At 43.4% G+C, this 21,240-nt stretch carries 21 protein-coding genes; 5 read left to right on the top strand and 16 right to left on the bottom strand.

Annotated features, from left to right (window positions below; translation table 11 throughout):
• Positions 1-20: 20 nt before the first annotated feature.
• Positions 21-2,402 (bottom strand): LPXTG cell wall anchor domain-containing protein, encoded by a 2,382-nt coding sequence (locus QNI29_RS05500; protein WP_284526879.1) that lies wholly within the window; start codon positions 2,400-2,402, stop codon positions 21-23.
• Between the two features lie 365 nt (positions 2,403-2,767).
• On the opposite strand from QNI29_RS05500, the gene QNI29_RS05495 reads away from it, so the two are divergent.
• Positions 2,768-3,511, top strand: coding sequence for an STAS domain-containing protein (locus QNI29_RS05495; protein WP_231418289.1), 744 nt, complete (start codon positions 2,768-2,770; stop codon positions 3,509-3,511).
• Between the two features lie 47 nt (positions 3,512-3,558).
• On the opposite strand, the gene QNI29_RS05490 is transcribed toward QNI29_RS05495, so the two are convergent.
• From QNI29_RS05490 to QNI29_RS05475, 4 genes are all read right to left on the bottom strand, one after another.
• The gene (locus QNI29_RS05490) at positions 3,559-4,449 is read right to left on the bottom strand and encodes a YitT family protein (RefSeq protein ID WP_231418290.1); all 891 of its coding nucleotides are present in this window, start codon (positions 4,447-4,449) and stop codon (positions 3,559-3,561) included.
• 221 nt (positions 4,450-4,670) lie between these two features.
• Positions 4,671-4,859 (bottom strand): hypothetical protein, encoded by a 189-nt coding sequence (locus tag QNI29_RS05485; RefSeq protein WP_231418291.1) that lies wholly within the window; start codon positions 4,857-4,859, stop codon positions 4,671-4,673.
• 352 nt (positions 4,860-5,211) lie between these two features.
• Positions 5,212-5,439 carry a YdbC family protein gene (locus QNI29_RS05480; RefSeq protein WP_231418298.1) on the bottom strand — a complete coding sequence of 76 codons (228 nt, stop codon included), beginning with the start codon at positions 5,437-5,439 and terminating at the stop codon, positions 5,212-5,214.
• 141 nt (positions 5,440-5,580) lie between these two features.
• Positions 5,581-6,351: an SDR family NAD(P)-dependent oxidoreductase gene (locus QNI29_RS05475; protein ID WP_231418299.1), complete on the bottom strand. Its 771-nt coding sequence runs from the start codon at positions 6,349-6,351 to the stop codon at positions 5,581-5,583.
• Between the two features lie 179 nt (positions 6,352-6,530).
• Here QNI29_RS05475 and QNI29_RS05470 point away from each other — a divergent pair, with 179 nt between their 5' ends.
• Positions 6,531-7,664, top strand: a complete 1,134-nt coding sequence (locus QNI29_RS05470; RefSeq protein ID WP_231418302.1) for a CAP domain-containing protein — start codon at positions 6,531-6,533, stop codon at positions 7,662-7,664.
• Between the two features lie 54 nt (positions 7,665-7,718).
• On the opposite strand, the gene QNI29_RS05465 is transcribed toward QNI29_RS05470, so the two are convergent.
• The 3 genes from QNI29_RS05465 to QNI29_RS05455 all read right to left on the bottom strand — a co-directional run bounded on the left by QNI29_RS05465 (position 7,719) and on the right by QNI29_RS05455 (position 10,144).
• Complete coding sequence (locus QNI29_RS05465; RefSeq protein ID WP_231418303.1) at positions 7,719-8,693, bottom strand: ring-cleaving dioxygenase; 975 nt, start codon at positions 8,691-8,693, stop codon at positions 7,719-7,721.
• A 126-nt stretch (positions 8,694-8,819) separates the two neighbouring features.
• Positions 8,820-9,863 (bottom strand): hypothetical protein, encoded by a 1,044-nt coding sequence (locus QNI29_RS05460; protein ID WP_231418304.1) that lies wholly within the window; start codon positions 9,861-9,863, stop codon positions 8,820-8,822.
• An 83-nt stretch (positions 9,864-9,946) separates the two neighbouring features.
• Positions 9,947-10,144, bottom strand: a complete 198-nt coding sequence (locus tag QNI29_RS05455) for a hypothetical protein (RefSeq protein ID WP_231418306.1) — start codon at positions 10,142-10,144, stop codon at positions 9,947-9,949.
• A gap of 282 nt (positions 10,145-10,426) precedes the next feature.
• Between QNI29_RS05455 and QNI29_RS05450 the strand changes: the two genes are divergently transcribed.
• Both QNI29_RS05450 and QNI29_RS05445 read left to right on the top strand, forming a co-directional pair.
• Positions 10,427-10,654 (top strand): hypothetical protein, encoded by a 228-nt coding sequence (locus QNI29_RS05450; RefSeq protein WP_231418307.1) that lies wholly within the window; start codon positions 10,427-10,429, stop codon positions 10,652-10,654.
• A gap of 118 nt (positions 10,655-10,772) precedes the next feature.
• On the top strand, positions 10,773-11,528 hold the full coding sequence (locus tag QNI29_RS05445; RefSeq protein ID WP_231418308.1) for an SDR family NAD(P)-dependent oxidoreductase: 756 nt from the start codon (positions 10,773-10,775) through the stop codon (positions 11,526-11,528).
• Between the two features lie 62 nt (positions 11,529-11,590).
• On the opposite strand, the gene QNI29_RS05440 is transcribed toward QNI29_RS05445, so the two are convergent.
• The 5 genes from QNI29_RS05440 to gntK all read right to left on the bottom strand — a co-directional run bounded on the left by QNI29_RS05440 (position 11,591) and on the right by gntK (position 17,263).
• Positions 11,591-12,481, bottom strand: a complete 891-nt coding sequence (locus QNI29_RS05440; protein ID WP_231418310.1) for a sigma-70 family RNA polymerase sigma factor — start codon at positions 12,479-12,481, stop codon at positions 11,591-11,593.
• Positions 12,482-12,675: 194 nt separating this feature from the next.
• The gene (locus tag QNI29_RS05435; protein WP_231418312.1) at positions 12,676-13,065 is read right to left on the bottom strand and encodes a thiol-disulfide oxidoreductase DCC family protein; all 390 of its coding nucleotides are present in this window, start codon (positions 13,063-13,065) and stop codon (positions 12,676-12,678) included.
• 324 nt (positions 13,066-13,389) lie between these two features.
• A complete protein-coding gene (gnd, locus tag QNI29_RS05430; protein WP_231418314.1) occupies positions 13,390-14,292 on the bottom strand; it encodes a phosphogluconate dehydrogenase (NAD(+)-dependent, decarboxylating) in 903 nt (300 codons plus the stop codon).
• A 31-nt stretch (positions 14,293-14,323) separates the two neighbouring features.
• Positions 14,324-15,676 carry a GntP family permease gene (locus QNI29_RS05425; RefSeq protein WP_231418448.1) on the bottom strand — a complete coding sequence of 451 codons (1,353 nt, stop codon included), beginning with the start codon at positions 15,674-15,676 and terminating at the stop codon, positions 14,324-14,326.
• A gap of 48 nt (positions 15,677-15,724) precedes the next feature.
• Positions 15,725-17,263 carry a gluconokinase gene (gntK, locus tag QNI29_RS05420; RefSeq protein ID WP_231418315.1) on the bottom strand — a complete coding sequence of 513 codons (1,539 nt, stop codon included), beginning with the start codon at positions 17,261-17,263 and terminating at the stop codon, positions 15,725-15,727.
• Between the two features lie 227 nt (positions 17,264-17,490).
• On the opposite strand from gntK, the gene QNI29_RS05415 reads away from it, so the two are divergent.
• A complete protein-coding gene (locus QNI29_RS05415; RefSeq protein ID WP_231418317.1) occupies positions 17,491-18,345 on the top strand; it encodes a MurR/RpiR family transcriptional regulator in 855 nt (284 codons plus the stop codon).
• A 50-nt stretch (positions 18,346-18,395) separates the two neighbouring features.
• On the opposite strand, the gene QNI29_RS05410 is transcribed toward QNI29_RS05415, so the two are convergent.
• The 3 genes from QNI29_RS05410 to QNI29_RS05400 all read right to left on the bottom strand — a co-directional run bounded on the left by QNI29_RS05410 (position 18,396) and on the right by QNI29_RS05400 (position 21,233).
• Positions 18,396-18,701 (bottom strand): YciI family protein, encoded by a 306-nt coding sequence (locus QNI29_RS05410; RefSeq protein ID WP_231418318.1) that lies wholly within the window; start codon positions 18,699-18,701, stop codon positions 18,396-18,398.
• 412 nt (positions 18,702-19,113) lie between these two features.
• The gene (gene dgoD, locus QNI29_RS05405; RefSeq protein ID WP_231418320.1) at positions 19,114-20,262 is read right to left on the bottom strand and encodes a galactonate dehydratase; all 1,149 of its coding nucleotides are present in this window, start codon (positions 20,260-20,262) and stop codon (positions 19,114-19,116) included.
• On the bottom strand, positions 20,259-21,233 hold the full coding sequence (locus tag QNI29_RS05400; RefSeq protein WP_231418321.1) for a 2-dehydro-3-deoxygalactonokinase: 975 nt from the start codon (positions 21,231-21,233) through the stop codon (positions 20,259-20,261). Before QNI29_RS05400 ends, dgoD begins: the two co-directional genes overlap by 4 nt.
• Positions 21,234-21,240 lie beyond the last annotated feature (7 nt).

Below are 21,240 nucleotides of genomic sequence, written 5' to 3'. Positions count from 1 at the left end.
CGTTTAATACGTGCCCCCTCCTATTCCTCTTCTTGTGGCTTTTTCTTTTTGCGGAATCTCATTCCCAAGCCAAGAAGCGCTGCACTAATGCCTGTAAACAGCCAGTTTGAAGAATTGGTCGCTGTATCTGGTAGCTTATCGCCCTTTGATTCCTCTTCATCATCCTGAACCTGCTCTTCTTCATCTTCCAAGATGATCGGATCATTCGGGTCTAACGGATCTGATCCAAGCACTTCATCTCCATCTGATAGGCCATCCCCATCCGTATCTGGATCTAGCGGGTCTGTGCCTAACTCCAATTCATTGCCATCCCAGATTCCGTCTCCATCAGTGTCCGGATTTAAAGGATCTGTGCCCATGTCGACTTCGGCTCCATCGTTCAGACCGTCATCGTCCGTATCTGCATTTTCTCGGTCCGTTCCCAATTCATCTTCTTCCCTATTCAACAATCCATCACCGTCCAAATCCTCTTCGGGGTTAAATGGATCATTTGGATCCAGTGGATCGCTTCCTCTGCTTCTCTCTTCTCCGTCATCCAAACCATCTCCGTCTGTGTCTGGATCAAGTGGGTCTGTGCCGTTTAAGACCTCACCTCCATCGCTAACGATGTCCCCGTCCGTATCCGGATCGGTTGGGTCGGTACCAAGGGAACGTTCCTCCCCGTCATCTAACTCATCCCCATCACTATCCGTACGGAATGGATCGGTCCCGTTCATCACTTCATCTCCATCACTGACGATATCCCCGTCTGTATCGGGATCAGTTGGGTCTGTTCCTAACGCTTTCTCCTCTCCATCTGTCAATTCATCTCCGTCACTGTCTTCTCGAAGCGGATCCGTTCCATCTAAAATTTCTTCTCCATCGTCTACCCCATCCCCGTCCGTATCTGAATCATTTGGGTCCGTTCCAAGATCACGCTCTTCATCATCCGTCAGACCATCTCCATCACTATCTGTTGGATCCGGGTCATTGGGATCAAGAGGATCTGTCCCGTCCTCTACCTCATCTCCATCATTAATCCCGTCATCGTCGCTATCTCCATCATTCGGATCTGTTCCGAGGTTACCTTCCTCTTCATCCGTCAGGCCATCCCCATCACTATCCGTTGGCTCTCCATCTCCGGGGTCATTTGGGTCTAGAGGATCCGTTCCATTTTCCACCTCATCTCCATCATTGACCCCGTCATCGTCACTATCCGCATCATTTGGATCTGTTCCGAGATCGCCTTCTTCTTCATCTGTTAACCCATCTCCATCACTATCTGCTGGCTCTCCGTCCCCTGGGTCATTTGGGTCTAGAGGATCCGTTCCATTTTCCACTTCATCTCCATCATTGATCCCGTCATCGTCACTATCTCCATCATTTGGATCTGTTCCGAGATCGCCTTCTTCTTCATCTGTTAACCCATCTCCATCACTATCTGCTGGCTCTCCGTCCCCTGGGTCATTTGGGTCTAGAGGATCCGTTCCATTTTCCACTTCATCTCCATCATTGATCCCGTCATCGTCACTATCTCCATCATTTGGATCTGTTCCGAGGTTGCCTTCTTCTTCATCCGTCAGGCCATCCCCATCGCTATCTGCTGGCTCTCCGTCCCCTGGGTCATTTGGGTCTAGAGGATCCGTTCCATTTTCCACCTCATCTCCATCATTGATCCCGTCATCGTCACTATCCGCATCATTCGGGTCTGTTCCGAGGTTGCCTTCTTCTTCATCTGTTAACCCATCTCCATCACTATCTACTGGTGCTTGAGGAGCTGCTACACTAGCCGTTGCACCACTACTTGAAAGTAAGCTAACTGTAGCGAGTGAATCAAACACCTGCCCATAGAATGTATAAGTCCCATCTGCTGAGGTTGGTAACTCCGGGAGCTGAATCGTTAAGCTATACGTCTGAGTACTGTTATCAAAAGATGTGAGAGCACCAAGGCTTAAAAGGGTTCCAACATCAAAGGAAACGACCCCTGTGCTTGAATTGACAGAAATAGAGGAAGAAGGTACATTTCCACTATCATTTAATAAAGATACTCCGCCGATCCCCACTAAAGAAACGCTGTAAGCTCCACTATAAGACGCTTGACTCACAAGACCTGCATCAATAAATTCCTGAGGCAATTGGTAGTACGCCGTTGCCTCGTTAAGTAAACTGAGGGCGACCGCTCCTCCTCCTGATAACGTTAGCGTAATCTGGTTGCCTGATTGAGTAGCTGATAAAGAAGCTCCTGTCAATACACTTACATCAGCAGCAGAGACAACCCGCTTTTGTATCAAAGAAGAAGAATCCCCATCTAGTACGGTAAACGTAAATGGTGTCGTAAGCACAAAGGTGGTCACAACTGTTGTAAGGATTGGTTTTAAGATATCTTTCTTCCCTTTCGGTAACCTCGAATGTTTTTCTCCCATTCATGCACCTCCATTAATTTTCCTTATAAAGGAATAAGGCTTTTGACGCGCATTATCATACCTATAGGGAACAACTTATCCACATTCCAACTTATTGGGAAAAACATTTTAGTTGAAAAATTTGCACTGGTTCAAACTATGTTCAAACGTCCTCACCACGCAAGAAAAACGGATAATAACATGAATAACATTTACCAAGAAAAAAAAGGAGACTTTTATAAAACTAATTTACTCTTAAAGCTATTCAAATTTTGCTTCCTTATATAAGAGGAGTATGATGAAGGTAGAAGAATTCTTATTCTTGTATAAAAAAGAGAGTAAGAATGTTGCTAAGAACCGCAATCTACTTTTAAGGAGCGTTTCATATGAGCCAGATGTCGAATCAAATGATGGATTATCTCTCGTTTGGAGTTATGGCAATCGACATGGAATACCGTATTACAGCATTAAACGAAGTGGGGGCTTGTTTACTTGAAGTGAATCAAGAAGAAGCCATTGGCCAGAACGTGTACGACCTATTCCCAGATGCCCCTGCCGATATCCGGCATATCGAAAATACCGTTCGCACAGGTGAAGAGATTGAACTAGAGGCCATGCCTTACAGATGGGGAAATTACCGCCTCTATCTCTCTCTTAAAACTAAAGTTCTGAAGGACGGCGACGAACAAATCGGAGCAATGGCTGAATTTCAAGATGTTACCGCCTATCAAGAGAAGCAGCAAGATCTCATTTCAAACATGGAGAATATGTCCGTCACGATCATTCCTGTCACCAACCATATTGCACTTTTCCCGCTTCAGCCGGTTATTGACAACCTGGAGTTTCATTACATACTTGATAAGGGAATTGAGAACATATCTAAAATGAACACAAAAGATCTTATTCTAGACTTCTCTGCCATTCATTCCATAGACTTAGAGTTTCTAAAGAAAGTAGAAAAACTCATTCAAACCGTTCAGCTAATCGGAATCAATGTGACCCTTACAGGCATACAAGCCGCTGTAGCTAAAGAATGGAGCACAAGTTATGAGCAACCAAACAACACCGCAATCTATCAAACTCTGCAAAATGCAGTAGAAGCGATCTATTCGAAGTCTCATACTGTTTAATACTAAAAAATCCTGACCCAGCATTCTACTAGGTCAGGATTTCTTTGTTAATGGATATTCTTCTTCTTAAAGCCCCCACCCTTAACGTCGTGGATATCGCCTAAAGCGAGAAAGGCTTTCGGATCTAAATCATTAATAATGTTCTTCACTTTCGCTTCTTCAAGCCGTGTAATAATAATTAAGATTACCTTTTTATTATCGCCGGTATAAGCCCCTTCCCCGTTCAGATAGGTTACCCCTCGTCCTAAACGGTCCGTCAACGCTTCACCAATTTCATTGTACTTATCACTGATTACCCAGGCGAATTTAGAGGATTCAAGTCCTTCTGCTGTCACATCGATCATTTTAAAAGCAATAAAGTAGGCAATCAAGGAATACATCGCATTGTTCCATCCGAAGACAAAACCCGCACTCCCTAGAATAAAGAGATTAATAAACATCACCGTTTCTCCTACTGAAAAAGGAGATAGCTTATTAATGAAAATCGCCAGAATCTCTGTCCCATCAGACGAGCCCCCATTACGGACAACAAGTCCAACGCCTAGACCAAGTAAAACACCGCCAAACACAGCAGCTAGCAGCAAATCGTCCGTGAATTTAGGTACGGGTATTAAAACAGTGGTCAGAACAGCTAAACCAATAATGGCTAAGATCGACGTAATAGAAAACGTCTTCCCGATTTGCTTATACCCTAAATAACAAAACGGAAGGTTAAGTAAGAATAAAAACGCCCCTAGGGGAAACTCCGTTATGTGATGAAGCATAATCGAAACACCGACAATCCCTCCATCAATAATGCCATTTGGCACAAGGAACATCTCAAGAGCAACCGCTTCTAACCCAATTCCGATCGCAATAATAACGGCCCTTCTGATGATTTCTAACTTCGAAAGCCCCCGATGAGCAGACGCTGCTTTTATTATTTCTTCTTCAGTCATTCGTTTTTACACACCTTTATTTCCTTTTCTTTGAATCGTTTTCAATCTATGTGTTACTGAAAATAAAATGGATCTCTACCACAATTTAGGTCTTGCTCACTTATGAGCATACGTCAAACTACTTTTACAATTTTATCAGAAGGGGGTGAAATTTGCTGAGTTGGGGATTTATAACTTACAACCAAATTAAAAACTCCTCCCTAAGGGGAGGAGTAAAATAATTAGTTTAAAGGTTCATACGTGACATCGTCTCCGTACGAAGTGACTGCCATTTCAATGGTGACTCTCACACCAACATCATCATGGTAGGCTTCCTCAATAGCTTCCCGGTCTTCTGTTGAAAAGCCATTATTCGCAATAATTCCTGAGCCATAAGGCAATAAGCCTGCTAGGAAATTAACACCTTTCATGATTCCGGTATCACCTTGAACGTTGTGGTAAAGGTGCTCTGTTTGTTCTTCTGATAACGTGTAGCATAGGCCAGTAAGGGTGGAGGGGGGGCGTTACGTTTATAGGTGCTTGGGATTGCCCGGGGACAACTCGCTTTCCTGCGGGGAGCTGGGAAGCCTCCTCATTCGCTACGCTCATTCCGGGGTCTCCCCTAGGCTCCTCTTCCCGCGGGAGTCTCGAAGTCCCCGGGCAATCCCTGTCTTAGTTGGAAGAACGCCCTACAGCTTAAAAGGGCTCACATCCCGCCCTCTCAATTAAAGACAACAAAAATGTTATACTTTCCCTTGATCTAACATATTTACAATTCGTTCGTTAATCTTCCAAATCTATCGCATTTAGCATATGTTTTAGCTGGACGAGCTCCTCTTTTGTCAGGGTGACCCCTTTCCCCATCTTCTCATGATCTGGAGCCCAATCTCTTAAATCATATTTCGGTTCTCTTCCATTCCAGCTTACTTCATTCAGTTCTTTCTTCCATCCTTTTGGGTTTTCAGAGATCGTCCCAATTTCAGAGATGATTTCGTACTTGATATTTGCCATGGTGATGCTCCTTTACTTCAATAATCTATTAAAAGTATAGCAAATCTCGTACTGGCAGAACATCAAGACTAGGACATCTAGCCGGAAAAGCCCATAAAAAAAAGTGCTTCTGCTATAAAGCAGAAGCACAGAGATCTTAAATCATGTAGCCCCCATACCACCGTCGATGCGATACTGGGAACCGCTTATAAACTGACTGTCGTCTGAGGCAAGAAATAGAACAAGCTTGGCAATGTCTTCACTTTCCGCATAACGCTGTAACGGAATGGCGCTCATTTGTTTTTGCTTTGCTTCTTCTCCACCGCCTGGGTTCATTCCTTCTTCTAAAGAACGCATCATCCGACCCTCTACAGGAGATGGATGAATAGAATTTACCCGCACATTGCTCGGTGCCCCTTCAAGTGCTGCAGTTTTGGTTAAGCCGATTACTCCATGCTTAGACGTTACATATGGTGCAACGCCTGGGCTTCCCATCAATCCTGCTACAGATGATGTATTGATAATGCTACCGCTACCCTTATTCATCATTTCTTTCATTACGTATTTTAATCCTAGGAAGACCCCGTTCACATTTACGTTCAATACATTCTGGAAGTTCTCAAGGGACTGCTCCACGATCGGGGCCACTTTCCCTTCAATTCCAGCATTGTTAAAGAACACATCAATACGACCATGTGCATCGATCACTTTTTCCACATAGTTGCTTACATCTTCTTCCTTCGTCACATCAGCTGTCAGGGTCATCACCGTATCTCCTGCATTTAATTCTTCTTTTGCATCCTTCAGCGCATCTTCGTTCACATCAACAAGAGCAACAGTTGCCCCTTCTTGTAAGAAAAGCTTCGCTGTAGCCTTTCCAATTTCACCGCTCCCACCTGTAATAACAGCTACTTTATCGTCTAATTTACCCATGTATGCTCACTCCTTTTAGATCATCCTCATTCTTCGTGTTCCTTTTTTTGTCATATGTAAAACACATTCTCTTAATCCATTATTTGGCCCCTGTTTAAAGAATCCTTCTATGATGCATATTGGATCTATAGAGTGCTACAATGGTAAGAACAACTGACAGATCAGGCAGGAGTGACACAATGCCAAAATTAAGAAGACTTATTTTACTGCTCCTTCTAGCAGGGGGTATGTGGTATATATACGGAGATACGTTTGAAGAGGCTGGTATTCAGGGTGTGTATGAAGAGATCAAAACAGACATCAATGAGATCAGAGAAGATCCGGAAGTACGTCGAGCGATCAACGCCATTTCCTTAGAAGTGGAGTCCTTGTTCGACAAGCTCACCGGTGAAGATGAGAACGGGATTGATACCAAAGAACAAACAACGGTAGAGAAACCAGAGCTTAACGCCCCCTCTGATCAATCCTTTTCTGTCTACAACATTGAAATCGGAGACTCCCGGGCTAGTGTCGAAGAACAAGCAGGCAGTCCAAAGAGATCTTCACTCAATGAATACGGCGTGAACTGGGTCACCTATCACGAAAACTATCACAATTTCTTCATGGTAGCCTATAATGACAAGGATCAAGTTGCCGGGCTGTACACGAACCAGGATTTGGTGTCTTCTAAATCTTCCATCACAATTGGAAGCCAACAAGATGCCGTTCGATCCGCAATGCCTGAGCAAGAAACAAGCATCCGAAAAGGGTTGACCCGCTATCAGGTTCAAAATAAAGGCGAATATGATTTATTCAAGATCGATGGAAGCTACGTAACCGTCTTCTACGATCAACACGAAGATAACACAGTAACCGCTGTCCAGATTATTAGTGAAGACTTAGAAGAAGAGAAGAAAGGATTCTTCGGAGAACCAAGCGCTTCTCTTAAAGAAGGATTTGAAGCACAACTTTTTGATTTAACCAATGCCGCGCGAGTCGAACATGGCCTCGGTGTCCTTTCCTTTGACAAAGCTGTTCAAGCAACGGCTCGAGATCACAGTAAAGACATGGCTGTAAATAACTACTTCAGTCACACGAATAAAGAGGGACAATCTCCTTTTGACCGGATGACAGAAGACGGGATTGCCTACAGAACGGCTGGCGAGAACTTGGCTGCAGGCCAATCGAGCAGCATCTTTGCTCATGAGGGATTAATGAATTCGCTTGGCCACCGGGAAAACATCCTGCATCCCGCTTTTGAATCCCTGGCAGTTGGCGTTGCCTTTAACGACGATGCACAACCGTATTATACAGAGAACTTTCTAGCTAAATAATGTAAAAAACAGGGCTGCCCGGAAAAGAGGCAGCCCTGTTTTTTTGATAGGATCTTATTCACTTAATGTTAACGGACGTAACTTCCGCTCGATCTCTTCTCGCTGATGCTCCATAAACGGTGGCAGGGATAAGTTCTGACCTAGAGAATCGACGGACTCATCGACGTCAAACCCTGGTGTGTCTGTTGAGAGCTCAAACAGAATGCCGTTCTGTTCACGGAAATACAATGCCTTAAAGTAAAAGCGATCCACTTTCCCTGAGTTCATTAATCCAGCTCTTTGGATTAACTCTGCCCATTTATCGTACTCTTCTTCATTCGGGATACGGAAGGCCACATGGTGCACCCCACCTCTTCCGATCCGTTCTTTCGGTAAATCTTTGCGCTCTTGGATATGGACCTCTGCTCCAACTCCGCCTTCACCTGTTGAGAACACGTCGACATCCGGCAACCCTTCCCCATCAACAGAAGGGTACGAACCAACATGTTCAAAACCTAAGATATTTGTTAAAACATGAGCTGTCGGCTGCTGGTCACGGACACGTAGAAGAACAGCACCAAGTCCTACAATCCCGTGTTCTACAGGAATATCTGTTTCACTCCAGGCTTCACCTGGCGCTACCCCTTCCTCATTGTCATCTGCGACCAGGATCAACTTTGTTCCTTCGAAATCTTCAAAAGCCAACGTGCTACGGTTCGCCCGCTTCTTAATCTCTTCATGCTCCACTCCGAATTGCTGGAAACGCTCCTTCCAATACTCCAGGGAAGCTGAGCTTTTCACCCTTAGCGAAGTACTTGTAATGCTTGATACTCCTGGATGAGTCTTTGCGAGCATCGGGATATCAAAGAAGGTCAGCTCCGTGCCTGGGTTCCCTTTTGCATCCCCGTAAAATAAGTGATACGAAGTCGTATCGTCCTGATTGACGCCTTTTTTCACAAGGCGCATACCTAAGATTTTCGTGTAAAATTCAAAGTTCTTCTCCGCTTTCCCCGTTAATATCGAAACGTGATGAATACCTAATAAATTCATATTCGAACCACCTTTTTATAGAATAGATTGATTAATTATCTCGAATTCAAGATAATTATATAACAGATTCAGGAAGAGGTCAACAAAATAGAAAAAGCCTGAGGCTCACCTCAGGCTTTTCTCATCTTAATCCGCAATATATTCAACGTACCCATCAAACGGGTAGAATTTACGCTTGAACGTTTCTTTATCTGTCTTCACTTCAAACACATAATAAGTACGATCGTGGCGTTTCTCTGTATACGGATCGTATTTCTCTTCTGTTCCTTCAGCTAAAAACGTTACATCGACGCTTTCAAATCCATAATGAGGATCGCTTAAGTAATCCTCTTTAAGATAGGCACTGGCTTCCTCTTTGCTAACGTCTAGCCCCTTACCACTAAACCTCTCTCTCTGGTAATCATCTAGCAACCAAGTATCCTTTTGTTTGGTAAACGTATAGGTTACAAGACTTCCCATTGAGAGGTCATTTGAAAGCTCTGCCGTTTGAAACACTCGTTCATCCTCTGTATCTTTCATCACTTCAAAATGAAGTTCTGGTGCGATCTGAAACGGAAACATGGATGAATCACATGGATGACACATGGTCTCTTCAAAGTAAGGTTTTAATGTATTTTGAACAAATGAATCAGTAGCAACCTTCTTCAGGTCTTCTTCTATGTTTTTGAAATCACCTGGCTTAAACGCCTCTTCATCCCATCCACTTACAAGCAGATCACGAATCTCAGGGTTAATCGATCTCACGAGCTCTTGGTAAGAAGATGGATCTTGCTTCACCGGCTCAGCAATTGTAAATTTCATCGTAATGCCATCTTTCATCATGACTTTACGGTTTGAAGCAATCTCTCCAACTCGTAACGCATAAGATTCTCCAACTTTATATCCTTCTTGCGGCGGAAGAACCTTTAACATTTGATCATTCACTTTCTCAACAGTCACTTTTACTTTTTCACCACTTTGATCTTTTACAGTGATACTTTCACTTAGTTCATCATATTCAACAGATGTATTAAATGTAATCGTCCACTCTTTATCGGCTGGCACCTCTTTGCCACTGCCTGTCCATTCTTTCTCAGCTGCTGTTGCTACTTGAGTTCCAATTAGCAGAAGAAAGAATGCCGTTATACTAATAAGACTCTTTAGTCCTTTCCACTTCGTCGTTCTCCTCATTCGTACCCCTCCCCAAAATTTAAGCAAGCACAATAAGTGTATGCTTCTATGACTACCAATATGAATACGGTTTAATGAAACCTCTATTGTTCTCTCATAAACTTACTGACAACCGTGAGGCAAAGCCCAAAGGCAAACACGAATAAGAAGCTAACCAATATGACAAGTCCGTCTCCCAAAGTAGGCTCACCATTCCCTTTGAAAAGCGGTATGCCAATAAAGAATGCGAGTAAACCAATGACCATGGCAACAATACCGCCAACTCGCAACTTCTTCTTCATACCCTCACTCCTTTGCCAATTGTTTCTATATAAACCATTTTCCATTTCAGAGCAAGATGAAACCTATTTGTAAACGGAATCGTGGGAAATGAGCGTCTGGCGCCTTGTTCTTACCTGTTAAAAAAATAATCCTCTCTATAAGTTATTAAGACAAATAACAAGGAAGCCGTTATAATAAGGACAAACATCATTGCTATATCAAGAAAATTAGTTGGCACTTCTTTGGAGCCTTAGTTTCTTTATACACTTATAAGGGTAAAGATTTTCTCAGGGGGATTGATAGTGGAGCTTTTACAACAATTAAAAGAAGAACGTTTTACTAAAATAAGTTTCTACAATGAACACAACGAATGGGAGTTCTCTGACCTGGTAGCTTTCACATCTAATGATCAGTTATTAAAATTTATGAGAATCAATCCAGTAAAATTAGAATATTACCCATTTGAGATTAAGCCGCACATCATTTGTTATGATGAAAACCATTCGAGAAAGTTCTTTCTATTTCGTTAGTCATAACATAGTAAGGCTAACTGAGTACGTATCATGATTTAGACTCCTTTTATGAAGGAATTTATAAAAGGAGTCTAATCCTCCCTTATTTCTTAAGAAAGGAAGAAGTGATATTCAAATGACCCTTACCAATAAAGTTGTATTAGTAACAGGAAGTTCAAAAGGATTAGGGAAATGTATAGCCCAGAAGTTTGCTAAGATGGGCGGAAAAGTGATTGTAAATTATGCGAATAACGCTGAAAATGCTAACCGTGTTGTGGAAGAAATTAAGAATGAAGGCGGAGAAGCTATTAAGCTTCAAGCGGATGTAACGGACGAAGCTGACGTACAGAAACTTGTGAGGAATGCTGAGCATGCCTTTTCACAACCCATTGATATACTAGTCAACAACGCGACTGGGCCTCAGCCTGAATTATCCTTAGAAGAAGTGACATGGGAGGATTACCTTGATCAATTGCACTTCTCGGTCAAATCCCCTCTTCTATTAACAAAAGAAGTGATGGGCAGTATGAAGGAGAATCAGTGGGGACGCATTATTAATATTGGCAGTGAAGTCGTCGGATTAGGAAACAGTCATTTTTCGAACTACGTAACGGCCAAATCTTCCGTCATTGGAATGACCCGTTCATGGGCAAATGAACTCGGGGAATACGGGATTACAGTCAATGCTGTTCACCCTGGCTTCACACCTGTTGAACGGCATGGTGAGGTTACAGAAGAAAGCGCCCGTGACTATGTAGACCAGGTACCTATGAAGCGATTAGGGAAACCAGAAGATATTGCAAGCATGGTTGCCTATCTTGCCAGTGAAGAAGCTTCCTTTATTACCGGGCAGAACATGAATGTGAATGGAGGCAATACGTTTGGAAGTTAGGATGAGACGTCCTCTGAATCACGGGCGGTTATCGTGATTCAGAGATTACTATCTCTTTTACTTTATACTTTTTCAACGTACAAATTTTGAAGTCTATTCACCACACTTGTGTGAATCTGTCTCACTCTTTCTCTGGATATCCCAAAAACCTTCCCTACTTCGCTCAAACTTCTACTCCTACCGTCTTCAAATCCGTATATCAAACCCATTATTGTTTGTTCTCTATACGAAAAATTTCTTTTGAGCCGGATTTTCACATCCTCTAATAAACTTTTAGTCATTACACATTCTTCTATATCCAACGAAGACAAATCACAAAAAGTTTCTTGTTGTTCTAAGGAAAAATCACTTAATGATTGGTACTGACTAGTATAATAAAGGTGAAGTTCCCGATTAGGCATCGATTGACGAAACGCGTCTTCAACAGAAGAATACCCCCCATCTTCATACAAACGATTTCCTTTAGCTAATACGGCCAGGGAGTCAGAAGGGATTGTAAAAGGAGATATGTAGAATGCGATTTTCCTTCTTACCACCCTACGAATCCTCCATATAGCATGAGAGGAAAATCTGTAACCTTTTCTGTAATCGAAACTGTCTATCGCATCCATTAGTGCTAGGTTTCCTTCTTGTATTAAATCTTCTAAGCGTAAACAATCATCCGCATAATATCTGACTACAGAAGGAACGAGTGGTAAAAATTTTAGAAAAATTAATTTCTTTATCTCCTCATCACCTTTTTCCACCTGTTTAAATGCTTCAATTTCTGTATCAGTTTCCCAGTCTCGAATTGGACTTTCCCTTCGCAATCTTCTAATGTCCCTTAAATACGTTTGGATGCCTGGCTTATCTTTTGGATATGTATGTTTGTGGGTTGATCCATCAAAATCCGGAAGGCTAGGAAAGATTGTAAAGCTTTTCTTTTCTTCAATAGAAGCTGAGCAATAATTCATTTATTTCCCCCTTTTCCTTGAGCCATTTCGTCTTATTTATAAGGAAGTAAAACTAAATGCACTTCATTAAGTATAGGTATTAAGACTTATATTGTAGCACAAATAACCCCTTTTTTGGTTAAATAAGAATTTTACAACAATGCACTTCCCAGCATATAAAAAAGGAGAGAATATTACATCCTCTCCTTTACCATTTATAAAAATCGCTTCCGAATTTCCTTAGATGGCAGCATACAGCTGTCTTTCTTCCCAAACCACTTATAGCGATTCTTGGCAATCACATCATACACCCGATCTCGTACAAACTTTGGAACAAGGGTGAAGATTCTAAGCCCTTTCCATGCCCCTTTTAAATGCTTGCACACGTTTAATGCGGCTGAAGATTTCGTATAGGCCTGGTTGTCTTCGATTAATATAAAGCTATCTGTATGGGTAGGGATCTGATGTTTATGAAGCAGTTCCTGGCCGATTTCACTTTGTAGAGATGCGAAGGAGAAATATCCTTCTGGATCGCGTTTTATGATGAATTGAACGCTTTGGTCACAGAAGTTACATTCTCCGTCAAATAAGACAATTCCACTCACGCTACCACCTCCTGCTATTAGTGCCATCATAACATATTTAGGAAACTGGTTGAACGACAAGCTAGGAGAATGTTTACGTAGCTTAAAGGAGCGTGGCCGTTAGCGAAAATCCGGCCAGGGGTGGCTGGGGAACGGGGAGACTCCTACAGGAGAAAGAGGTCGACGAGACCCCGCAGGGTGGTTTTCCCGAGGAGGCTCGACAGCTCGCCTGTGGAAAGCGAGTCGTTCCCCAGCCACCCCTAGCATACTTCTAAAGTAACGGCCCCTTTATCAGCACATACAAAAAAGCCCCCTTACCTGTTTGCTAGGTAAGAGGGCCTTCGATTATTCGCTTTTCTCTACAGCGTGGCCGCCGAATTCGTGGCGTAGGGCTGCTACGACTTTTCCTGTGAAGGTGTCCGTTTCTTGAGAACGGTAGCGCATCATTAGAGATAGGGCGATGACGGGTGCTGCTGTTTCGAAGTCTAAGGCAGATTCGACCGTCCATTTGCCTTCTCCAGAGGAGTTCATCACACCGCGGATGTCGTCTAGCTTGGCGTCTTTGCTAAATGCATTTTCCATCAGTTCCATTAACCAACCGCGGATAACAGAGCCGTTGTTAAATACTTTGGCTACTCCTTCATAGTCATAATCGAATGGACTCTTCTCTAGTAAGTCAAATCCTTCACCGATTGCGGCCATCATGCCGTATTCGATTCCGTTGTGAATCATTTTAAGGAAGTGACCTGCTCCTCCTTTACCAGCGAAATGATAGCCATCTGTCACAGCTAGGTCATCAAATAGCGGCTGGATGACAGGGAATACTTCGCTATTTCCGCCGATCATGAAGCATGCTCCGTTACGGGCTCCGGATACGCCACCACTTGTTCCTACGTCAAAGAACTCGATTCCTTTTTCTTGTAGCGTTTCGAAGTGATGAAGCGTCTTCTTGTAGTTTGAGTTTCCTGCGTCAATTAAGATGTCGCCTTTGTCTAGAAGAGGGGTTACTTCCTCGATCACCTGGTCTGTGATTTCACCAGCTGGGACCATCATCCAGATGACACGTGGTCCTTCGTTCAGGCTGCTAACCATGTCTTTGATGGAAGAGAAGCCTTCTCCGCCTTCTCCGCGGAATTTCTCAACAGCTTCCTGGTTCACATCGTAAGCGTGTACCTTATAGTCTTTATCTAGCATATGAGCCCCGATATTGTATCCCATTTTCCCTAGTCCAATTAAACCTATATTCATAATGAATCCTCTTTTCTGTTAATAGTTTTCTTTATACGAATAAGCTAATGATTAGCGCTACAGCAAATCCGGTAAGGCCAATGATTGTTTCCATGACGGTCCAAGATTGTAGCGTTTGCTTCTCTGTTAAACCAAAGTAACGGTTCACAAGCCAGAAACCAGAGTCGTTTACGTGAGACACGACTGTTGCACCTGATGCGATGGCGATTACAAGTAAACCTAGCATTGGTTCGCTTACATCAAACGTTTCAAGTAGCGGCGAAACAAGGCCAGCTGCTGTAATCATGGATACGGTTGCAGAACCTTGTGCGACACGGACAACTGTTGCGGTTACAAAGGCAAAGACAATGAGTGGCATTTGCATCGTTTGCATCGCATCTGCAAGGATATCACCAATACCAGATTGGATCAGCATCTCACCAAACACACCACCAGCACCTGTTACAAGAATAATAATACCAGCTGGTTCAAGGGCTTTCGTTGTAATCTCTTGTACTTGCTCTTTCGTATACCCTTTCTTAATACCGAAGATATAGAATGTCAGTAATGCCGCAATTGTTAATGCTACGAACGGGTGTCCAACAAAGGTTAATACAGCACGCAGTCCATTACCTTCATCTAATATAAGGTCAGCCAGTGTATTAACAAGAATTAATACAAGTGGCAACGTGATAATTCCAACAACACTGAAGAAACTTGGCAGATTCTCCTCATCAAATTCTTTGTCTTTCATTTGTTCTAGCATGTAATCGGGTACGCCGACGTCAATCTTTTTAGAAATGTATTTCGCAAATACTGGTCCTGCCAGAATCATAGATGGAATTCCGGCTAGTACACCAAATAGGATAACCCAACCTAAGTCTGCATCAAGAATCGATGCCACGGAAATTGGTCCTGGTGTCGGTGGGATGAAGCTGTGTGTAACAGCTAAACCAGCAAGAAGTGGAATACCAAAGTATAATAATGATTTCTTCGTTCTCTGAGATAAGCTATAAATAATCGGAATTAGAATAACAAGTGCTACATCAAGGAATACCGGGATCGATACGATAAATCCTGTTAAACCTAGTGCCCAGCTTACGTTTTTCTCTCCGAATTTGTCCATAAGCGTTAAAGCAAGTCGTTCCGCTCCGCCTGATACCCGGAGCATTTCCCCAAACATAGCACCTAGGCCGATAATAACGGCGACATATCCTAAGGTGCCTCCCATTCCTTTTTCAATGGTTGTCAATATGTCAGCTAGCGGCATTTGAACGGCTAGTCCAACTAATATACTGACAGCCAGTAACGCGATAAATGCCTGAAGCTTTGTCTTCATTACTAAGAATAGTAAGGCAAGTACCGCTAAGATTGCAATAATAATCAGTCCTGCTGTTGATTCCATCATACGTAACGCTCCCCTTTGTCTTTCATTCCCATACTTTTTTTATTTCTATAGATTTGCCAGGTCTCGCTGCACTTCCGAAATCGCTTTAAATTCACTCGGAAGTGTTCGTGCCAGTCGTAAATAAACCGGTTTCAACTTGCGATAGATTGTAACGTGCTCTGGAATCGGCACGTGTTTCACTCTTGTGCTGATTACATCTTGTACACTCTCTAAATCATCAATCATATCAAGCGCTTTCATCGTTAACCAGGCTGCCCCCAGACAAGAGCCTTGGTGACTCTCTGGAATCACGATTTCTGTTTCAAAGATGTCCGCCATAATCTGACGCCATAAACTAGATTTGGCGAAGCCACCACCTGCTCGATATTCCGTAGGTTCAACCCCAGCTTCAATTAATGCAATCGCGACGGAGTACATTTGATACATCACACCTTCTAGGGCGCTTCGGATCATATGGTCACGATTATGGTCTAACGTTAAGCCGAAGAATACTCCTTTTGTATCCGCATCCCAAAACGGCGCCCGCTCCCCTGTTAGATAAGGTAAGAATAACAAGCCGTTTGAACCTGGTTTTACGTTTGAAGCCCTGGCCGTCAGTTCTTCATAAGCACTGATGCCTTTTTCTTTTGCCTTTTCATTAAGATCTGGGAAGAGGTTATCTCGAACCCAGCGGAACGAAATCCCGCCATTGTTAATCGGTCCGCCAATGACCCATTTGTCTTCTGTTAACGCATAACAGAAAATGCGTCCCTTCGGATCGACGGTCGGTTTGTCTACAACAGTTCGGATCGCCCCACTTGTTCCGATCGTACACGCTATTGAACCTGGCTTCAGCGCGCCAACACCAATGTTCGCTAGCACCCCATCACTTGCACCGAGTACAAACGGTGTGTCCGGATCAAGGTTTAAAGAAGCAGCCTTCTCTTCAGATAATCCTCTTACAACGTGCGTCGTTGGCACAGGCTCTGGAAGCTTGTCTTCTGTAATGCCGGCCACTTCCAGGGCTTCTTGATCCCAGGCAAGGTTTTCAAGATTGAATAACCCTGTTGCTGATGCCATGGAATAATCGACGATATAGCGGTTAAATAATGTATAGAAAACGTAGTCTTTTAAAGAAATCCATTTATGTGCTTGTTCGAACGTTTCAGGATCATGCTTTTTCATCCACATTAACTTAGGAAGCGGAGACATTGGGTGAAGCGGTGTTCCGGTTCGTAAGTAAATGTCGTGTCCATTTCCTTCTTTTAATTCCTCAACTTCTTCCACACAGCGTTGGTCCGCCCAGGTTAAAGCATTTGTTAAAGGATTTCCGGCTTGGTCAACGGCAAGCAGGCTATGCATCGCCGCACTGAAACCGATTCCAGATACCGTTCCGCCCTTTTGCTGAACTTCTTTCGCCACAGCCGCCAGTGTGTGCATAACGGCTTGGTTAATTTCTTCTGGGTCTTGTTCTTTCCTCACTGGATCCGGAGAATAAAGGGGATATTCCTTCTCCACCTCAGACCAGATTTGTCCATTACGGTCATAAGCCAATGTTTTCGTACTTGTTGTTCCGATATCAATTCCTATTATGATGTCTGTCATCGCTTTTTCCCTCCAAAGAACGTGCTAACAGTGGTAACCGCTTTCAACTCTATCAAAAAAATAGAATCGCAAACACTTTGTGCGAAATATTTTTTCTTGCAACTATGATTATACATGAAATTTTCTTCAGATCAACCGCTTTCATGAAATTTATTTTCTTACATTTCCTTTTACATGAAAAAAATTTTGTTTACACTAGAGAGTAGAAAGAAACGGAGGGGAACGACATGGCTGAAGCTTCTACTCAAGTCATCAACCGAATAAAGTCGTACTATCGTAACATGAGTGATAAAGAGAAACGGATCGCTGACTACATATTGAAAGATCCGAATAAGATTATTCACACGACCATTAACCAGGTCTCAGAGGATCTTGGGGTTGCCGATGCGACGGTCTTTCGGTTTTGTAAGACATTAGGATACAAAGGGTACCAGGCATTAAAGATCTCCCTGGCCTCTGAGATTGTTAGCCCGATTCAGGATATTCATGAGAAGATTACAGAAGAAGATAGTGAAATGGATATCTTACAGAAGGTATTCCAAGCGAATATGAATGCTGTTCAATATACGAAAGACATTCAGCAGGAGGCAACGTTCTCAAAAGCACTTGACTACATTGTGAATGCACGTCAAATTCACTTCTATGGTAACGGGGGGTCAGGGGTAACGGCACTTGATGGGCAGCATAAATTTATGCGAAGTGGTCTTCCGAGCCATGCGTATACAGATACCCACCTGCAATTAATGGCGGCTTCTCAGCTGACGTCTGAAGATGTGGCGTTATTTATTTCTCATACCGGCTCGAATAAGGATATTCTTGAAGTCATTGAAGTGGCAAAGGAAAACGGGGTACCAACAATCGGTATTACCAACTTCGCCAAATCGCCGTTCAGCAAACTTGTGGACGTCTGTCTGTTTACTACTTCTCAAGAAACCGATTATCGTTCAGAGGCCCTTGCTTCAAGAATTGCAGAGCTATCAATTATCGATGCCTTATACGTCAATTACAGCCTGAAGCATCAGGAACAAGCACAACACGCCCAAACGAAGATGCGCGATGCGATATCAAGACGGAGATTATAGACCATAAAAAAACGCTCAGAAAAAAATTCTGAGCGTTTTCTCATGTTCGATTACTTTTCACTTTGAAGAGCTGTCCTATAAGAGAAAACTTCCGCTGTCATAATTCCATGTTTCACAGCAGGATCTTCCTTCATAAATTCTTCTGCCTTATCATCACTCTCTTCTTTAAACACCACAATCCCAAAGCCTTTATCATCTTCTCTATCTGTCTTACCAGCAGTGATGACTTTCCCTTCATGACAGTACTCCTTCAGCCTAACAAAATGTTCACTTATGAGAGCCTCATCCGCTTCCGTCCAATTTTTCTCTTCATGTAAACGAGGAATAAGCTTCAATACGTATATGTATTCCCTCATTTAACCACCCCTCCCCTTTCAATCATTTTCTAATAGATAGCTGTAGAGTTTTTTTCAATTTCTAATTCTTGTCAAGGTGTACTATTTGCTCTATCAGTGGGGTCCACATTATATATTATCGACTCCGCCACAAGTTATGGCAACATTTTGTTTAGTCTAACTCAGGCAAAGGAGGGCCGGGGAAAATGCGAGACTCCCGTGGAAAAACGGGCTTCCGAGATCCCGCAGAGAGCGTAGCGAACGAGGAGCTCGGGAGTTCGTCCACAGGAAAGCGAGTGTTTTCCCCGGCCCTCCTTCCTCTCATCTTTAGTAAACAAAACGTTAAACTTATCCGATAACCTACAACAGCCATCGTCTACTCTCTATAAATAAAAAAGGGATACAAATCCGTTTAGATTTGTATCCCTACCCCTTACCACTCTGCAATACTATTATCTTGATGACGCCATACCGGATTGCGCCAGTTGTGACCTTCTTCTGCCCGTTCTTTTACATACTCTTCGTCAATTTCAATCCCAAGACCCGGTCCTTGCGGGATCTGAACGAAGCCATCTTTATAATCAAATACACTACGGTCTTTAATGTAATCTAGTAGATCATTCTCTTTGTTGTAATGAATACCAAGACTTTGCTCTTGAATGAAGGCATTGTGCGCTGTGGCATCTACCTGAAGGCAAGAAGCAAGGGCGATTGGACCTAATGGACAATGCGGCGCCATAGCGACATCATACGCTTCAGCCATGGAAGCAATTTTCTTCACTTCTGTGATCCCGCCCGCGTGAGAAAGGTCCGGTTGGATAATATCTGCATGCCCTGATTCCAGTAGCGGCTTGAAGTCCCAGCGAGAATACATGCGCTCTCCTGTTGCAATTGGAATGTGGGTATGGCGTGTAATTTCTCTTAACGCTTCATTGTTTTCAGCTAGTACAGGCTCTTCAATGAACATCGGGCGGAATGGTTCAAGTTCCTTAGCGAGCACCTTCGCCATTGGTTTATGCACACGGCCGTGAAAGTCAATGCCTATGCCGACTCCATTTCCGACAGCTTCACGTACCGCTTGAACCCGTTCAACGGCTGCATCGACTTTGTCGTAGGAATCGATATAGTGCATTTCTTCTGTTCCGTTCATTTTAATGGCATGGAATCCAGTGCTGACGGCTTCCTTCGCCGCTTCCCCAACATCAGAAGGACGATCTCCGCCAATCCACGAATACACTTTAATGGAATCACGACACGCTCCTCCTAGCAGTTGATAGACAGGCGCATTGTAGTACTTCCCTTTAATATCCCATAAGGCCTGATCAATACCAGCGAGTGCACTCATTAGAATTGGACCTCCCCGGTAGAAACCAGAACGATACAGCATGTTCCAGTGATCTTCAATACGAAGAGGATCTTTACCCATTAGGTATTCCATCAGCTCCTCTACAGCCGCTTTCACCGTATGAGCTCTTCCTTCAATGACCGGTTCTCCCCAGCCTTTAATCCCTTCATCTGTTTCAATCTTTAGGAATAACCATCTAGGTGGTACTTGGTATAGTTCGTAATTTGTGATTTTCATTGTGATGCCTCCTGTTTGTTCCATTCTTCTATAATCGTTAAAGCACCTTCGAGCGTAGCCCGTTCACTTTCTGATTCATCCGCTTCGAGAATCGGAATCCCTTCAGAAACAACGTTAGGCAGAAGATGCGTAAACACACTTCGAAGGGGGTTAGACCCCCCTACCATGATCCATTCGACCTTCTCCATTTTTTCGATGACTCTTACATCCTCAGAGACAACCGCCCCCGCTAAATAGTTCGCACGCTGATTGGCTGTAGCCTGTCCCTCAAGGTGAAGAAGGCGAATGTGAAAGAGAGATCGAAGCAAGCCCACATCCCGAGCTGCACGGAACCCAGCTTCCAAATAGGACTGATCCACCTCTTCAATTAACGTATCATCAATTGAATTAGCAAGGATCGTTTCTTTCTCTACAGCTCTCATCATTTCTCCTCCAAGAGTTGTGTAGCTATAATTAATCGTTCCCTCTGTTACACCTACATATTTCGTATGAGAACCTGGAAGGATCATAAGACCCGCCCCATCTAACGGTCTCTGCTGAATCAATCCGAGCGTTTCTACTTCCTCTCCCCGCATAACATCTTTCTGATCTAACTCTTCCCCTTCTGTTCGGACACCAGGGATCCACATAAACGGCACATCCCCGAATCCTTCCCACTTTGTGATTACCGTTCCTTTAGCCAACGATTCATTCGTAACGGGAGCTATTAGATGAGGAACTTCATAGATTCCGAGATTCGACGTTAACATGCCCGAAGACACTACAGCGCTTACATCAGAAACAGAGAAATCGTTCTTCTCAAGAAACGCCTTCATCTCTTTTTCTAATTCGTGGATGAAACGCTTCTTTGTTCCTTCTATGGCTACATCCCGTATACCAAGGGAGAGCTTCTTCTCATCGATCAGCTTCCGGTTTTTCCGGATCAGTCGCATGCGTGTATGGGTCGTCCCCCCATCAAGAACCAAGTACACTTCTCCC

This window comes from Pontibacillus chungwhensis (assembly GCF_030166655.1).
Lineage (GTDB): Bacteria > Bacillota > Bacilli > Bacillales > BH030062 > Pontibacillus.
This window is presented reverse-complemented; position numbering and strand designations above follow the sequence as displayed.

Excerpts from the sequence above, each read along its gene's own strand:
- QNI29_RS05460 (WP_231418304.1), bottom strand. The coding sequence starts at position 9,863 with ATGAGGAGAACGACGAAGTGGAAAGGACTAAAGAGTCTTATTAGTATA.
- QNI29_RS05490 (WP_231418290.1), bottom strand. The coding sequence starts at position 4,449 with ATGACTGAAGAAGAAATAATAAAAGCAGCGTCTGCTCATCGGGGGCTT.
- QNI29_RS05480 (WP_231418298.1), bottom strand. The coding sequence starts at position 5,439 with ATGGCAAATATCAAGTACGAAATCATCTCTGAAATTGGGACGATCTCT.
- QNI29_RS05475 (WP_231418299.1), bottom strand. The coding sequence starts at position 6,351 with ATGGGTAAATTAGACGATAAAGTAGCTGTTATTACAGGTGGGAGCGGT.
- QNI29_RS05425 (WP_231418448.1), bottom strand. The coding sequence starts at position 15,676 with ATGGAATCAACAGCAGGACTGATTATTATTGCAATCTTAGCGGTACTT.
- QNI29_RS05485 (WP_231418291.1), bottom strand. The coding sequence starts at position 4,859 with ATGAAAGGTGTTAATTTCCTAGCAGGCTTATTGCCTTATGGCTCAGGA.
- gntK (WP_231418315.1), bottom strand. The coding sequence starts at position 17,263 with ATGACAGACATCATAATAGGAATTGATATCGGAACAACAAGTACGAAA.
- QNI29_RS05470 (WP_231418302.1), top strand. The coding sequence starts at position 6,531 with ATGCCAAAATTAAGAAGACTTATTTTACTGCTCCTTCTAGCAGGGGGT.
- QNI29_RS05495 (WP_231418289.1), top strand. The coding sequence starts at position 2,768 with ATGAGCCAGATGTCGAATCAAATGATGGATTATCTCTCGTTTGGAGTT.
- dgoD (WP_231418320.1), bottom strand. The coding sequence starts at position 20,262 with ATGAAAATCACAAATTACGAACTATACCAAGTACCACCTAGATGGTTA.
- QNI29_RS05410 (WP_231418318.1), bottom strand. The coding sequence starts at position 18,701 with ATGAGGGAATACATATACGTATTGAAGCTTATTCCTCGTTTACATGAA.
- QNI29_RS05455 (WP_231418306.1), bottom strand. The coding sequence starts at position 10,144 with ATGAAGAAGAAGTTGCGAGTTGGCGGTATTGTTGCCATGGTCATTGGT.
- QNI29_RS05415 (WP_231418317.1), top strand. The coding sequence starts at position 17,491 with ATGGCTGAAGCTTCTACTCAAGTCATCAACCGAATAAAGTCGTACTAT.
- QNI29_RS05500 (WP_284526879.1), bottom strand. The coding sequence starts at position 2,402 with ATGGGAGAAAAACATTCGAGGTTACCGAAAGGGAAGAAAGATATCTTA.
- gnd (WP_231418314.1), bottom strand. The coding sequence starts at position 14,292 with ATGAATATAGGTTTAATTGGACTAGGGAAAATGGGATACAATATCGGG.
- QNI29_RS05465 (WP_231418303.1), bottom strand. The coding sequence starts at position 8,693 with ATGAATTTATTAGGTATTCATCACGTTTCGATATTAACGGGGAAAGCG.
- QNI29_RS05440 (WP_231418310.1), bottom strand. The coding sequence starts at position 12,481 with ATGAATTATTGCTCAGCTTCTATTGAAGAAAAGAAAAGCTTTACAATC.
- QNI29_RS05445 (WP_231418308.1), top strand. The coding sequence starts at position 10,773 with ATGACCCTTACCAATAAAGTTGTATTAGTAACAGGAAGTTCAAAAGGA.